This is a genomic window from Arthrobacter sp. NtRootA1, from assembly GCF_019976975.1.
GTDB classification, from domain to species: domain Bacteria; phylum Actinomycetota; class Actinomycetes; order Actinomycetales; family Micrococcaceae; genus Arthrobacter; species Arthrobacter aromaticivorans.
On record NZ_AP024630.1, the window covers coordinates 1,520,278 to 1,534,234 of the forward strand.

12 protein-coding genes are annotated in these 13,957 nt (G+C 63.1%); all 12 read left to right on the forward strand.

All coding sequences use genetic code 11. The annotated features are described in order from the left end of the window. Nucleotides 1–10: 10 nt before the first annotated feature. Entirely contained in the window at nt 11–1,204 is a 1,194-nt protein-coding gene (locus tag LDN90_RS06960) for a glycine C-acetyltransferase (RefSeq protein WP_223948483.1), read from the forward strand. Nucleotides 1,205–1,386: 182 nt separating this feature from the next. Continuing rightward, nucleotides 1,387–2,484 carry an FAD-dependent oxidoreductase gene (locus tag LDN90_RS06965; protein ID WP_223948484.1) on the forward strand — a complete coding sequence of 366 codons (1,098 nt, stop codon included), beginning with the start codon at nt 1,387–1,389 and terminating at the stop codon, nt 2,482–2,484. An 11-nt stretch (nt 2,485–2,495) separates the two neighbouring features. Beyond that, a complete protein-coding gene (gene hutI, locus LDN90_RS06970; protein ID WP_223948485.1) occupies nt 2,496–3,734 on the forward strand; it encodes an imidazolonepropionase in 1,239 nt (412 codons plus the stop codon). A 34-nt stretch (nt 3,735–3,768) separates the two neighbouring features. Beyond that, complete coding sequence (locus LDN90_RS06975) at nt 3,769–5,271, forward strand: DUF4118 domain-containing protein (RefSeq protein ID WP_223948486.1); 1,503 nt, start codon at nt 3,769–3,771, stop codon at nt 5,269–5,271. Further along, nucleotides 5,268–5,951 (forward strand): response regulator, encoded by a 684-nt coding sequence (locus LDN90_RS06980; RefSeq protein WP_223948487.1) that lies wholly within the window; start codon nt 5,268–5,270, stop codon nt 5,949–5,951. Before LDN90_RS06975 ends, LDN90_RS06980 begins: the two co-directional genes overlap by 4 nt. Nucleotides 5,952–6,106: 155 nt before the next feature. Then, on the forward strand, nt 6,107–8,083 hold the full coding sequence (locus LDN90_RS06985; RefSeq protein WP_216925373.1) for an amino acid transporter: 1,977 nt from the start codon (nt 6,107–6,109) through the stop codon (nt 8,081–8,083). An 18-nt stretch (nt 8,084–8,101) separates the two neighbouring features. Beyond that, a complete protein-coding gene (locus LDN90_RS06990) occupies nt 8,102–8,473 on the forward strand; it encodes a hypothetical protein (protein ID WP_223948488.1) in 372 nt (123 codons plus the stop codon). A 102-nt stretch (nt 8,474–8,575) separates the two neighbouring features. Continuing rightward, nucleotides 8,576–10,057 (forward strand): potassium transporter TrkG, encoded by a 1,482-nt coding sequence (locus tag LDN90_RS06995; RefSeq protein ID WP_223948489.1) that lies wholly within the window; start codon nt 8,576–8,578, stop codon nt 10,055–10,057. 188 nt (nt 10,058–10,245) lie between these two features. Next, nucleotides 10,246–11,163, forward strand: a complete 918-nt coding sequence (locus LDN90_RS07000; protein ID WP_223948490.1) for an SIS domain-containing protein — start codon at nt 10,246–10,248, stop codon at nt 11,161–11,163. Nucleotides 11,164–11,172: 9 nt separating this feature from the next. Further along, the gene (locus LDN90_RS07005; protein ID WP_223948491.1) at nt 11,173–12,138 is read left to right on the forward strand and encodes an ROK family protein; all 966 of its coding nucleotides are present in this window, start codon (nt 11,173–11,175) and stop codon (nt 12,136–12,138) included. Continuing rightward, a complete protein-coding gene (locus tag LDN90_RS07010) occupies nt 12,135–13,106 on the forward strand; it encodes a hexose kinase (protein WP_223948492.1) in 972 nt (323 codons plus the stop codon). The genes LDN90_RS07005 and LDN90_RS07010 overlap by 4 nt, the downstream gene beginning before the upstream one ends. Then, complete coding sequence (locus LDN90_RS07015; RefSeq protein ID WP_223948493.1) at nt 13,088–13,942, forward strand: class II fructose-bisphosphate aldolase; 855 nt, start codon at nt 13,088–13,090, stop codon at nt 13,940–13,942. Before LDN90_RS07010 ends, LDN90_RS07015 begins: the two co-directional genes overlap by 19 nt. Nucleotides 13,943–13,957: the final 15 nt, after the last annotated feature.

Genomic DNA, 13,957 nt, shown 5'->3' on the forward strand with positions numbered 1-13,957 from the left:
GGAGCACACCATGTACTCAGCCATCAAAGACCAACTCCAAGGCGAACTCGACGAGATCCGCGGCGCCGGCCTCTTCAAGACCGAACGCCACATCGATTCCCCCCAGGCCAGCCACATCGCCGCAGGCCAGCTCGGCCAGCCAGCCAACAACGTGCTGAACTTCTGCGCCAACAACTACCTTGGCCTCGCCGACCACCCGGACATCATTGCCGCAGCCAAGTCCGCGATGGACGAGCGCGGCTTTGGCATGGCTTCTGTGCGCTTCATTTGCGGCACCCAGGATCTTCACCTGGAACTCGAGGCGCGTGTCTCGGCCTTTTTGGGCACTGAGGACACCATCCTGTTCTCCAGCTGCTTCGACGCCAACGGCGGCGTGTTCGAGTCCCTCTTCGGCCCTGAAGACGCCATCATCTCGGACTCCCTCAACCACGCATCCATCATCGACGGCATCCGCCTGAGCAAGGCCAAGCGCTTCCGCTATGCCAACCAGGACATGGCTGACCTTGAGGCCAAGCTGGTTGAGGCCGAGGGATCCCGCCGCAAGATCATCGTCACGGACGGTGTGTTCTCCATGGACGGATACCTCGCGCCGCTGGAAGCCATCTGCGATCTCGCCGAGAAACACGACGCCCTTGTGATGGTTGACGATTCCCACGCTGTCGGTTTTATGGGACCCACCGGTGCCGGTACCCCTGAGCACGCCGGAGTTTCTGACCGCGTGGACATCTACACGGGCACGTTCGGCAAGGCCCTGGGTGGCGCCTCCGGCGGCTACGTTTCAGGCCGCGGCGAAATCGTCGCGATGCTGCGCCAGAAGGCCCGCCCATACCTCTTCTCCAACTCCCTGGCGCCTGCCATCGTGGCCGCTACCATCAAGGCGATCGAGCTCGTCCAGGAATCCGGCGAGCTCCGCACCCGCCTCTTCGAGAACGCAGCCCTGTTCCGCCGCCGCATGAGCGAGGAAGGCTTCGAGCTCCTTGAGGGTGAGCACGCCATCATTCCCGTGATGTTCGGTGACGCCGTGGTCGCGGCCAAGGTTGCTGACGAGATGCTCGGCCACGGCGTGTTTGTCACGGCCTTCAGCTACCCCGTGGTGCCGAAGGGAGCAGCCCGCATCCGCGTCCAGCTTTCAGCCGCGCACAGCAGCGATGACGTCGAAGCTTGCGTTCAGGCGTTCGTGAAGAGCCGCGCAGCGGTCGCCTAACCGTCCCCGATCTTCTCTCACATCCTGCGGCTTTTCACCGGACGTTCTCTCACTTTCTTGACGCAAGGGAGAGATGATCGGGCCGTTGGGGGTTGGATGTGAGAGAAGATCGGGCCGTTGGGGGTTGGATGTGAGAGAGCATCGATCTGTGCACCCCTCGTGCCTTCTGACAGGATGGAGCCATGGCTTCGAATTATGACGTGGTAATCGTTGGCGGCGGCATTGCGGGGCTTTCCCTGGCGTCCGCGCTCGCAGGGAAGTGCACGGTGGCACTGGTAGAGGCCGAGCAATCGTTGGCCTTCCACACCTCCTCGCGCTCAGCCCGCCAGTTGATTCCGAGTTACGGGCCGCCCGTGGTGCAGGAACTCACCGTCCGAACCTTGGAAATGATGAGGGCGCGCGACGCTGAACTTCCTGAGCCGGTCCTTACACCGCGCGGCTTCATGCTGGTTGGCGATGAGGAAACAGTCCGGGCAGAGGCCAGCGGCAACATGCAGACAATCACCCACGCAGAAGCCATGCAGCTCTGCCCGGTCCTGAAGCCGGAGTCGTTCACGGCGGCAGGGTTGGATAATGGCTCGTTTGGTTGCAACGCACCTGCCTTGTTGGAAGATCACCGGATTAGGGCCGAGGCCGCAGGAGCCGACATCATCACCGGTGCGCGTGTCCACTCCGCCCAGCGCCTCGGAAGCGGCTGGCAGGTGGGTGCCGGAACGGAAGGTTTCCAGTCCGCCGTCGTGGTTAACGCCGCGGGCGCGTGGGCGGATGAGTTGGCCGTCATCAGCGGCGTGGAGAAGCTCGGACTGCAGCCGTATCGCCGGACTGCGGCGATTGTGAACGTCGAGCAATCGCTGACGCGGCAAACGCCCATGGTGGCTGCGGCCGACCACTCGTTCTACTTCCGCGCCGAGGGCGACCAAGTGCTCATCTCTCCGTCGGAAACAGTGCCCAGCGGGGCAGAAGACGCCAAACCGTATGCCGGCGATGTGGACAAACTGATCAGCAGGCTCAACTCCCTAACATCCTTGGGCATCCGTTCAGTGGACCGGGCGTGGACGGGGTTGCGCACAGAAGCTGCGGACGGAATCCCGGTGGTTGGTTTCGACGCCGAAGCGAAGGGCTTCTTCTGGCTGGCCGGACAGGGCGGCTACGGATTCCAGACGTCCTCGGCCATTGCCGAACTTGCCGCAGACCTCATCCTGGGGAATGTAGAGGCGGACAGTCCGGAATCCCGGACAGCTGAGCAGCTTGCAGCCGTTCGTTGGTCCATCCGGCGCTGAACAATAGGGACATGAGCGGAATCACCAGTCCAGGACAAAACAGCACTCTCATCACCAACATCGGCGAGCTGATGACCCAGGACCTGGAGCATCGTGTCCTCAAGGACGCCGCGATCGTGTTCGAAGGCGAGCGCATTGCCTGGATCGGGTCCAGCAACGACGCTCCCGTGGCCGATACAAAGATCGACGCCGAGGGCCGCGCCGTCCTTCCTGGCTGGGTCGACTCGCACTCCCACCTCGTTTTCGCCGGAGACCGCACAGCCGAGTTTGAGGCCCGGATGGCCGGGCAGAGCTACAGCGCTGGCGGGATTGCCGTCACCACTGGTGCCACGCGAAGCGTGAGTGACGATGAACTGACGAGGCTGGTGAGGGATCGCGTCACTGAAGCCGTCTCGCAGGGAACTACCTACCTTGAGAGCAAAACCGGCTACGGCTTGGACGTGGAGAACGAGGCCCGCAGTGCACGCATCGCCGCTGCCCTGGTGGACGAGGTCACCTACCTCGGCGCGCACCTAGTGCCGGCCGGGTCCGATCCGGAGGAGTACACGGACCTGGTCTGCGGTGAAATGCTCGACGCCGTTCTGCCCCACGTGCGCTGGGCGGACGTGTTCTGCGAGCGCGGTGCCTTCACGGAAGAGCAGTCGCGCCGGGTCTTGACGGCTGCCCGGGATGCCGGGCTGGGACTGCGCGTGCATGGCAACCAGCTGGGCGAGGGGCCAGGCGTTGCGTTGGCCGTGGAGTTCGCGGCCGCCAGCGTGGACCACGTGAACTATCTGTCGGAGAAGGACATTGACGCGCTCGCGGGAACCTGGGCGGGCTGGGACCCGGCTACGGGCAGGGGCGTCCGTGGAACCGTGGCAACCTGCCTGCCTGCCTGTGACTTGTCCACTCGACAGCCGCTCGCGCCGGGCCGGGAGCTGATCGATGCCGGCGTCCAGATCGCCCTGGCCGCCAACTGCAACCCCGGTACGTCGTACACGAGTTCCATCGCATTCTGCGTGACCACGGCGGTCCTTCAGATGCACCTCAGCGTCCACGAGGCGGTTCGGGCGGCGACGTACGGCGGCGCTCTGGCGTTGGGCCGGGAGTCCGGGAACGACGTCGACGGCGAACGCGCGGTGGGTTCGCTCGCCGTCGGTCATCGCGCGGACCTTCACATGCTGAAGGCGCCCTCGGCCACGCACTTGGCGTACCGGCCTGGGATTCCTCTGACGCATTCGGTGTGGAGGGCAGGCGTGCGCGCCGTCTAGAGACAGGTTGAAAATAGCTGACAGACTGGGGGACATGGCAAGGGGAATTCTTCGCACACGCTCAGGAGGGCTGGGCCGGGCCAGGACCGCGGTGGGTTTTGTTTTAGCGGTCTTCATCCCTGTGCTGACCACGACGGTGATGTCGTTTGCCCCGGATCTGAACTTTGCTACCCATGTCCTGGTGCATTTGACCGGGGTGATGGCGGTGGCGTTCATCGGTGGTCTCTGGCCTGCTGTGTTGGCCGCGATTCTGGACTCTTTGCTGCTGAATTATTTCGAGACCGAACCCGTTGGGACTTTCAGAATCAATGACCCACAGATTTTGTTTGCCGTGCTCGTGTTCCTGGGGGCGGGGATTGCTGTGTCCTTGGTCGTAGGCCTCTCGGCCAAGCGGGCTCAGGAGGCTAGTTATGCCCGTGCCGAGGCTGCGACACTCTTGGACCTGGCCAGGAACGCCCTGGTGCAGGACGACACCATTGCGGCATTTCTGGATAAGGTCCGTGAGACCTTCCAGGTCCGCACGGTGGGATTATTTACCAGAACTTCCCGCACAGGCGACGACTGGGAGCTCCAGGCCCAGTCAGGTGAATCGCCGCCACAGCCTCCGGGCTCGGCTGAATCAGGCGACGGTGCGTACGAGATGGCAGATACCCGGACGGCTCTTGTGGTTTCCGGCAGGACCCTCACGGCCGGCGAGCGGCGGCTGCTGGCGGCCCACGCGACCCACCTGCTTTTACTCCGGCAACGTCATGCACTCCAGCTCAAGCTGAAGGCGACCGCGAAACTGGCTGAGGGCAACAGCATCCGGACGTCCATTCTGAATGCCGTCAGCCATGACTTACGGACACCGTTGGCCGGAATCAAGCTGGCTGTGACCGCCTTGCAGCGCCAGAAACGGCGGCTTCCCGAAGATATACGGGACGAGATGCTCCATACCATCGACTCCTACGCGGACCGCCTTGACTCCTTGGTGGGCAATCTGCTGGACATGTCACGGATCTCCAGCGGGTCCACCGCCCCGCTCACATCCTCGGTGACATGGCGCGATGCCATCGAAGACGCGCTGCGGGGACTGCCGGAAGGAGCCATCCGCATCGATCTGGCTCCTGATATGCCAGCCATTGATGCCGACCTGGGCATGCTGGAACGCGTCATTGCCAATATCGTCGAGAATGCGCTGAAATACGCGGCGGGCTCGGATATCGCCATCGTGGGACCGGCCAATGGAGCAGGGGTGGCGACGATTGAAGGGCGCCGCTGCGGAGAACTGAGGATCGTAGACCACGGCCAAGGTGTGGCCGCCGCGGACGTGATTGCCATGTTTGAGCCGTTCCAGAGGCTGGACGACGCGCCGGCTGGCCTGGGCATAGGACTGGGACTGGCCGTTGCGAAGGGCTTTACCGAAGCGATGGGCGGCCAGCTAAGTGCTGAACCGACACCGGGAGGGGGATTGACGGTTGTCATCCGACTGCCTCTTTCCACCGGCGACGGGAACCCGCATCACGCACCCGGCAGTGAAGAACGAAGTGAGCCATGAGGACCGTACTCGTCGTAGACGACGAACCACAACTGCTGCGTGCTTTACAGGTAAATCTGCGCGCTGAGGGATACACGGTGCTCACGGCACTGGACGGCACCACGGCTCTGCAGCATGCCTCGGGCAGCCATCCGGACCTTATCGTTTTGGATCTTGGACTGCCGGATATTAACGGCGTTGACGTCATCACCGCGATCCGTCGTTCCAGCAGCACGCCGATCATTGTCTTGTCCGCCAGGCAAGGGTCCGTGGACAAAGTCCGTGCCTTGGACGCCGGGGCGGATGACTACGTTACGAAACCTTTTGGCCTGGATGAACTACTGGCGCGGTTGCGCGTCGCCGAACGCCGTCTGGGCTCGTCCGACGTCGGCGAACAAGTCGTGGTTGTCGACGTCGGGGACTTCGCAGTGGACCTCGAAAAGAAGAAAGTGACACGCGACGGCTCTCCAGTGCGGCTCACCCCGCGCGAATGGGCCATCCTGCAACTGCTGGTCTGTAACCCGGGGCGACTCATTACCCAGCAGCAGATGCTGGCCAGGATCTGGGGTCCTGGTTACGACGGAGAAACGCATTACCTCCGCGTCTACATGGGACAGTTGCGTCGCAAACTTGAAGCCGACCCTGCCCGTCCCAAGCATCTGCTCACAGAAGCCGGAATGGGGTACCGGTTCGAGCCATAACCGGCCGCGTCGCGCATGTCCTTAGGGGACAGTCGGAGTGTACGGACGCGGCGTAAATGATTCGTAAATAGAAACGCCTTTCCCGGTTTGATGCGTTCCGTGGGTGTTAGCTTCGGCTGTGACCGCGGTGCGTTGTTCCGCGCGGAAAGGAAACAATGACCACGTTGAGCAGGCCCCCGGCCGACCCATCGGCCCCCAAGCCGGCCGGCAAAGCAGCGCTGAAAAACTGGCTGCTGTTCGGGCTACAGGACAGCAAAGGCACCCACCAGGGTCCCGGCGGGATAACCGCCGCCAACGAGAAGAAGCATCCATGGTGGCAGGTCATGTGCCTAACCGGCGTCGACTACTTCTCCACCTTGGGTTACCAGCCGGCCATCGCCGCTCTGGCCGCCGGTGTGATCTCGCCATTGGCGACCCTGGTCCTCATCGCCGTCACGCTGTTCGGTGCCCTGCCGGTCTACCGTCGCGTGGCCCGGGAAAGCCATCGCGGCGAAGGCTCCATCGCGATGCTTGAACGGCTCCTGCCACGCTGGGGCGGCAAGCTCTTCGTCCTCATCCTGCTTGGATTCGCCGCAACGGATTTCATGATCACCATGACCCTCTCCGCCGCGGACGCAAGCGCGCACCTGATTCAGAACCCGGTGGCCCCGGGTTGGTTGCAGGGCCAGAACATCCTCGTCACACTCTTCCTTTTGGCGCTGCTGGCTGCCGTCTTCCTCCGCGGCTTCAAGGAAGCCATCGGAGTGGCCGTCGTCCTCGTCGTTCTCTACCTAGGCCTGAACGCCGTGGTCGTAGTGGTGACCCTTACCCAGGTGTTCATGCACCCGGTGGCCATGGGCGGCTGGTGGAACGCGCTCTGGACCTCGCACGGGGACCCGATCATGGTGGTGGGAATCGCCCTGCTCGTGTTTCCCAAACTTGCCCTCGGTCTGTCAGGGTTCGAAACAGGTGTCGCCGTCATGCCCCAGGTCCGTGGAGACGAGGCCGATACGGTGGAAAACCCGGAGGGCCGCATCCGCGGAACCCGCAGAATGCTCACTACCGCAGCTGTCATCATGAGTGGATTCCTCATCACCACCAGTTTCATCACCGTCGTGCTGATCCCGGAGCAGGAATTTCAACCCGGTGGACAGGCGAACGGCCGCGCCCTGGCGTTCCTCGCCCACGAGTACATCGGCGTGGGGTTCGGCAGTATCTACGACATCAGTACCATCGCCATTCTGTGGTTCGCCGGGGCGTCCGCCATGGCAGGACTGCTCAACCTCGTCCCGCGATACCTGCCCCGCTACGGGATGGCCCCCGGCTGGGCCAAGGCTGTCCGCCCCCTTGTGCTCGTCTTCACCCTCGTCGGTTTCCTCATCACCTTCCTCTTTGAAGCCGACGTCGACGCCCAGGGCGGTGCCTACGCCACCGGCGTTCTTGTGCTCATGACCTCGGCAGCCGTTGCCGTCACGCTCTCTGCACGCCGGCGCAGGCAGCGAAAACGTACCATGGGCTTTGGCATCATCTCCTTGGTGTTCACATACACCACGATCGCCAATATCTTCGAACGGCCCGAGGGCATCAGGATTGCAGCAGTCTTCATTCTGGGCATCATCGTGATTTCCCTCCTCTCCCGCATCCGCCGCTCCTTCGAACTCCACGCCACACGCGTCCATCTGGACCGCCAAGCCCTGGAGTTCATGTCCGACACCCTCGAAGGCCCCATCGCGATCATTGCCCACGAACCGCTCCGGCTCACCGCCGCAGCGTACCGGGACAAGCTCACCTCAGCGATCGAGGTCAGCCATCTGCCGCTGGAACAGCAAGCCATCTTCCTCGAAGTGATAGTCGACGATTCATCGGACTTCGAAACGGAACTACAAGTACACGGTGTGACGCGGCACGGTTACCGGATCCTGGAGGTCCACGGACCCGTGGTACCCAACACGATCGCGTCCGTCCTGCTCCACATCCGGGACGTCACCGGGCTCATGCCACATATCTACTTCCGGTGGACCGAAGGAAATCCTTTCACCAATCTCCTGCGCTTCCTGTTCCTGGGCGAGGGCGAAATCGCTCCCGTCACCAGGGAGGTGCTGCGTGAGGCAGTGCCCGATGTCACCCAACGCCCGTGGGTCCACGTCGGCTGACCAAGGAGGTGTTCGCGCATGGGCCCGCATCGAGACGATTTCGACGGCGGATTGAGGTTCGCTGCGCCGCCGGACTCAGTGGAGGGTTACGGAGGCCGCGGTGTAGACGGCGCAGCGTATCGCCCTCCGGGGGGTTACCTCTTCAGGGATAAAGCCGGCGACACCTGGTGGATCATTTTCCAGGTATCTCCCGACCCGCTTTCTCACGGACCCAAAGTTCGTGGAGATGTCCTGGGCTGCAGCGAATCCTACGACGAGCTCGTTCACGTACGGGTGCTGGCCACCGACGTACTCCGTGCGGACGCTGATGCCGCCTTCCGCAAAAAGTTGCCCTCCAGCTACGAAGAGGCTGCAAACGTTGCCGCGGGCATTCCCCGTGTTGGCGTGTAGTTCCGTTCCTGGCATGAACCTGGGCCAGCGTAAAGGAACCGTTAAGGATTCCCGATTTTCCTGTTTCCACATTTTCTCCGGTGCTACGCTCCCGGAGATCACGTGAGCAAACAGAGAGACGAGGCAGTGACAACTTCGGCCCGGAAGGACATTCCGGACAGCATCCCAAACCCTGAACACCTGCTGGGCCGCGGCCACGCACGCACGTTCTGGAAGCACCGTGACCCACAGACGCGCCGTGAGAACGTCCTCAGTCGCGCCCTCTTGCATCCAGTCCGCTCAGTACCCATCGCTTTCCTGGCGGTCATCCTCCTCGGCGCAGGCCTGCTGATGCTGCCCATCTCCCACAATGGCAGTGATCCAGAGACGTTCATGACGGCCCTGTTCACCGCCGTGTCCGCGACGTGTGTCACGGGCCTGATTACCGTCGACACGGCAACCTACTGGACACCCTTCGGGCAGGTCGTGATTCTGGCGCTCATCCAGGTTGGCGGATTCGGCATCATGACCCTTGCGACCCTGCTTGCCCTGCTCGTGCGTAAAAGCATCGGCCTGCGCGGGCAGCTTGTTGTGCAGTCAGAAACGCACACCCTCAACCTCGGGGATGTCCGCTCCGTGCTGTTTCGGGTTGCCAGGATCATGGTCGTTTTTGAAGCGGTAACGGCAGCAATCCTGGCTGTCAGGTTCTGGCTCGCCTACGACCCAAACCCAGCCGTTGCCCTGTGGCATGGAGTCTTCCACGCAGTGTCCGCCTTCAATAATGCCGGGTTCGCGCTCTACAGCGACAACCTCATCAGTTTCCGCGAGGACCCTTACATCCTGGTACCGATCTGCCTGGCCATCATTGCCGGTGGCCTCGGATTCCCCGTACTCATCCATTTGCTCAACGGCGGGGGACTGCGGGTCCGGAACTGGACGGTACATTTGCGGCTCACAGTGTTCGGGACGGTCTTCCTGCTCATAGCCGGCTTCGTGTTGTTCGCCGCGTTCGAATGGAACCGGGCCGAAACCCTGGGGCCGCTGTCCGTCCCCGGAAAGATCGTCGGGTCCCTCGCTGGAAGCGTGTTCCCGCGCACCGCGGGATTCAACAGCATCGACTACGGGGTGGCTGCACCGGAGACGCTGATGGTCAGCGACATTCTGATGTTCATCGGAGGGGGAAGCGCTGGAACTGCAGGGGGAATCAAGATCACCACTTTCCTCCTCCTGGCATTCGCCATCTGGAATGAAGTCCGCGGCCGGGACGATGTGACCATAGCCCACCGATCCATTAGCCCTGCCTCGGTACGGCAGGCCCTTTCGGTAGCCCTGCTCGGCATAGGCGCAGTCATTACTGGAACCATGCTGCTGCTCGTGTTCACCGACTACAGCCTCGAGAAGGTCCTGTTCGAATCCATCTCGGCTTTCGGCACAGTCGGGATGAGCACAGGAATCACGTACAACCTCCCTCCATCGGCTGAGTGGGTACTCATGGTTCTGATGTTTACCGGCCGCATCGGGAGCGTCACGGTAGCTTCGGCACTGGCCCTATCCTCCCGCCCCCGCCTGTTCAACCTGCCCGAAGAACGGCCCATCATCGGCTAAAGGGAACAAGCTGGGCGTTCCATACTCCTCGTCACCTTTCCGCTGCAGCACGTCACCAGCGTTCTCACCATTGGCGTGCCCAATTGCCCGTTCCACGCCAGTAGATGATCCTTGTGAGATCGAAACTGATCGTTTAGTGTTTCTGTAGATCATAAAACGTCATTGACTGAGCAGGAGCGAAACACACGATGAGCGAGAACACACAGGGCGCCTTCATGGAAGAAGAGCTGGTATCACAGCCCGATGTCTGGCAGCGGGCCATCGAGCAGGCCGCTTCTGAGCAGATGCTTCCCGCCGACGGCCAGCGGATCGCCGTCATCGGCTGTGGCACCTCCTGGTTCATGGCCCAGAGCTATGCTGCCGCCCGTGAATCGGCGGGCAAAGGCGTGACGGATGCCTTTGCGGCGTCGGAGGCTTTCCTGAACAGCAACAGTCCGGAGCGCCAGTACGACGCCGTTGTGGCCATTACGCGGTCCGGCACCACCACTGAGGTGCTGGAGATTCTGGCCGGGCTGAAGGGCATCGTCCCCACTGTTGCCATCATTGGCGATACGGCGTCTCCAATCGTTCACTTGGCCGACGCCGTGATCGGCCTCCCGTACGCAGATGAGCGATCCGTGGTGCAGACCCGCTTCGCAACCTCGGCACTGGTTTACTTGCTCGCCAGCCTTGGGATTGACCTGAAGCAAGCGGTCGAAGACGCAAGGGATGCAGTCTCAGGTCCCGTGGCCCAGGAACTGCTGGATGCTGAGCAATTCACCTTCCTCGGTACCGGATGGACTGTTGGCCTGGCCCACGAGGCAGGACTGAAGATGCGCGAAGCCGTGCAGGGCTGGACCGAGTCCTATCCTGCAATGGAATACCGCCATGGTCCCATCTCCATCGCGGCGCCAGGACGCGTAACCTGGTTGTTTGGCGCACAGCCCGAGGGCCTTGGCAAGGACATGGCGGCCACGGGTGCCCTTTACCTCCACACGGACAAGCACCCGCTGGCTGAACTGGCCCGCGTCCACAAAGTGACCCTGGAACGTGCGCGCGTCCGCGGCCTCAACCCGGACCTGCCCCGGAACCTGACGCGCTCCGTCATCCTTGACCCCTCCGCCTAGGCGCCCGCCATGGTTCTCGGGCACGCAGAATCAGCAGTCCTGGCCTTCGACGTTGGCGGTACCGATGTGAAGGCCGGACTCGTGGATCCATCCGGAAACGTCCTTGGCATGCGTCGCGTCCCCACGCCCCTGGATCCATTGAATCCAGCGGAAGCCGTGCTGGACAGGCTCGCAGGGCTCGCTGATGAGCTCGCATCCGAGTTCCCGGACATCCCGGCCAAAGCAGCGGGGGTCATCGTCCCCGGCATCGTGGATTCCGTGGGAGGAATCGGGATCTACTCCGCAAATCTCGGGTGGCGTAACTTCCCGTTCACTGCTGAAGCCGAAAAGAGGCTGGGGCTTCCCGTGGCGTTCGATCACGATGTCCGCTCCGCCGCTACCGTGGAACACGCTTTTGGCGGATCCAAGGAGTTCAACGACGTCGTGGTCATGGTGGTGGGCACTGGAATTGCCGCCGCAGTCTTCTCCGGTGGCGTGCCCGTCACGGCCGGTGGTTTCGCCGGCGAGCTCGGCCATGCCCAGGTACCGGACCCCGACGCCGGAGCAGAACCAACTGGAACTGAAGCAACACGAACTGAAGCAACCGGGGCCACCATCCTTGAGGCCGTGGGTTCGGCAGGCGCCATCGCCAAGCGATACAGCAGGAAGTCGGGGAATACGGTAGACGGTGCCCGGGATGTCCTGCTCCGCTCCCAAAAGGGAGATGCCGTGGCTGCCCGCGTGTGGGCAGACGCCGTGGACGCCCTGGCCTTCACCATCTGCCAATGCGTAAACATCATCGGCACTGAAGCCGTAGTGATTGGGGGAGGCCTGGCCGAAGCAGGCGAGGACCTCCTCGAACCGCTCCGGGCGCGGGTGGACCAGATCCTGGACTTCCAACGACGCCCACGCCTCATCCAAGCCCAGCTTGGCCAGGACGCCGGGCTCCTTGGCGCAGCGTTGAACGCACGCGCACTCCTGGATGGTGCGCGATGACCGGCTCCGCCGCAACCCGCATCGTCACCGTCACCCCGAACCCGGCCATCGACATGACCTATACCGTCCACGGAATCACCGAGGGCGCCAGCCACAGGGTTCCCACACCCATCAGCCGCGCCGGAGGCAAAGGGCTCAACGTCGCCAGGGTGGTTCACCAAGTAGGCCATCCCGTGCTGGCCATTGCTCCTACCGGAGGAGCCGCGGGACAGACCCTGGCTGCTGAACTTTGGACGAGCGGGGTGCCCCACACGCTGGTGTCCGTCGCCGCCGAAACACGCCGCAGTATCGCGCTCGTAGACACCCTCGCCGGCGAGACCTCCATCTTCAACGAGGAAGGCCAGGCGCTCCTGCCGGACGATTGGCGCTCGCTGACCGCCGCCGTCGTTAAAGCCATACGCGGCGACGACGGAGAAGCTCCCGCCGCTGTGCTGGTGGGGTCCGGCAGCCTGCCGCCGGATGCACCGGCGGATTTCTACCCGTCCCTGGTGAAGCTGGCACACGACGCCGGCATCCCGGCCATCATTGACACCTCAGGACCCGGAATCATCGCCGCTGCCCAGGCCGGGGCGGATGTCCTGAAACCCAATCACCACGAGCTCGCGGAAGCCACGGGGGAGTCCAGAGTGGAAGCAGCTGCGCTCTCGCTCATTGCCATGGGCGCCCGCACGGTCCTCGTCAGCGCCGGCGCGGACGGAATGCTCGCCTTCGACCACGCAGCACCCGGCGGGTACTGGAGCGCTAACCTCCCCGCGCCGCTGAGCGGCAACCCCACAGGGGCGGGCGACGCCGGTGTGGCGGCTGCCGCCGTCGCCCTCGCCGAAGGCATTACCGAACCCCGCGAGATTCTGCGCCGGGCCACCGCCTGGTCCGCCGCGGCAGTGCTCATGCCTGCAGCAGGCGAAATTTCGCCGAGGTACCAGGAACTTGAAGAACAACTGATCGTGACATGGAAGGAGACCCGGTGACCCTTGTCAGCACGCGGGAATTGATGGACAGAGCCGCGGCCAACGGTACGGGCCAAGGTGCGTTCAACGTCATCCATGTGGAAACAGCGGAGGGGCTGGTGGCGGGTGCCGAGACCGCGGGAGTTCCACTGATCCTGCAGATTTCGGAGAACTGCGCCAAGTACCACGGTGGACTCGAACCGATCGCGGTGGCGGCTTTGGCGATCGCCCGCGACGCATCAGTGCCCGTTGCCGTTCACCTGGACCATGCCGAATCCGAGGACCTCGCCATCGCGGCCGTGGACCTGGGCTTTGGCTCCGTCATGTTCGACGGCGCGCACTTGCCCTATGACTTGAACGTCGAAGCCACGCAACGGGTAGCCCGCTACGCCCATGAGCGAGGCGTTTACGTGGAGGCTGAACTCGGCAAAGTTGGAGGCAAGGACGGCGCCCATGCACCCGGTGTCCGGACCGACCCTGCGGAGGCGCAGGCGTTTGTTGAAGCAACGGGTGTAGATGCGCTCGCGGTGGCCGTTGGTTCCTCCCATGCCATGACCGAACGCAGCGCCGCACTGGACCTGCACCTGATCACGCGGCTGAAGTCTGCGGTCGGAAAACCGCTGGTCCTGCACGGCTCTTCCGGCGTCACAGACGAGATGCTCGTAGCTGCGATCGGCGCAGGTATGACTAAGATCAACGTATCCACACATTTGAACGGGTTCTTCACCCGCGCCGTCCGTGAGTACCTCGATGCCAACCCTGCAGTGGTGGATTCCCGGAAGTACATCAAGGCCGGCCGGGACGCACTGGTGCAGGAATCCGCACGTTTGCTCACGCTGTTCGCCAAAGCGAAATAGCCAGACCCCGCGAAA

Bases quoted from the DNA above. Each gene is read 5' to 3' on its own strand.
- LDN90_RS06960 (WP_223948483.1), top strand. From the start codon at position 11: ATGTACTCAGCCATCAAAGACCAACTCCAAGGCGAACTCGACGAGATC.
- LDN90_RS06965 (WP_223948484.1), top strand. From the start codon at position 1,387: ATGGCTTCGAATTATGACGTGGTAATCGTTGGCGGCGGCATTGCGGGG.
- hutI (WP_223948485.1), top strand. From the start codon at position 2,496: ATGAGCGGAATCACCAGTCCAGGACAAAACAGCACTCTCATCACCAAC.
- LDN90_RS06975 (WP_223948486.1), top strand. From the start codon at position 3,769: ATGGCAAGGGGAATTCTTCGCACACGCTCAGGAGGGCTGGGCCGGGCC.
- LDN90_RS06980 (WP_223948487.1), top strand. From the start codon at position 5,268: ATGAGGACCGTACTCGTCGTAGACGACGAACCACAACTGCTGCGTGCT.
- LDN90_RS06985 (WP_216925373.1), top strand. From the start codon at position 6,107: ATGACCACGTTGAGCAGGCCCCCGGCCGACCCATCGGCCCCCAAGCCG.
- LDN90_RS06990 (WP_223948488.1), top strand. From the start codon at position 8,102: ATGGGCCCGCATCGAGACGATTTCGACGGCGGATTGAGGTTCGCTGCG.
- LDN90_RS07000 (WP_223948490.1), top strand. From the start codon at position 10,246: ATGAGCGAGAACACACAGGGCGCCTTCATGGAAGAAGAGCTGGTATCA.
- LDN90_RS07005 (WP_223948491.1), top strand. From the start codon at position 11,173: ATGGTTCTCGGGCACGCAGAATCAGCAGTCCTGGCCTTCGACGTTGGC.
- LDN90_RS07010 (WP_223948492.1), top strand. From the start codon at position 12,135: ATGACCGGCTCCGCCGCAACCCGCATCGTCACCGTCACCCCGAACCCG.
- LDN90_RS07015 (WP_223948493.1), top strand. From the start codon at position 13,088: ATGGAAGGAGACCCGGTGACCCTTGTCAGCACGCGGGAATTGATGGAC.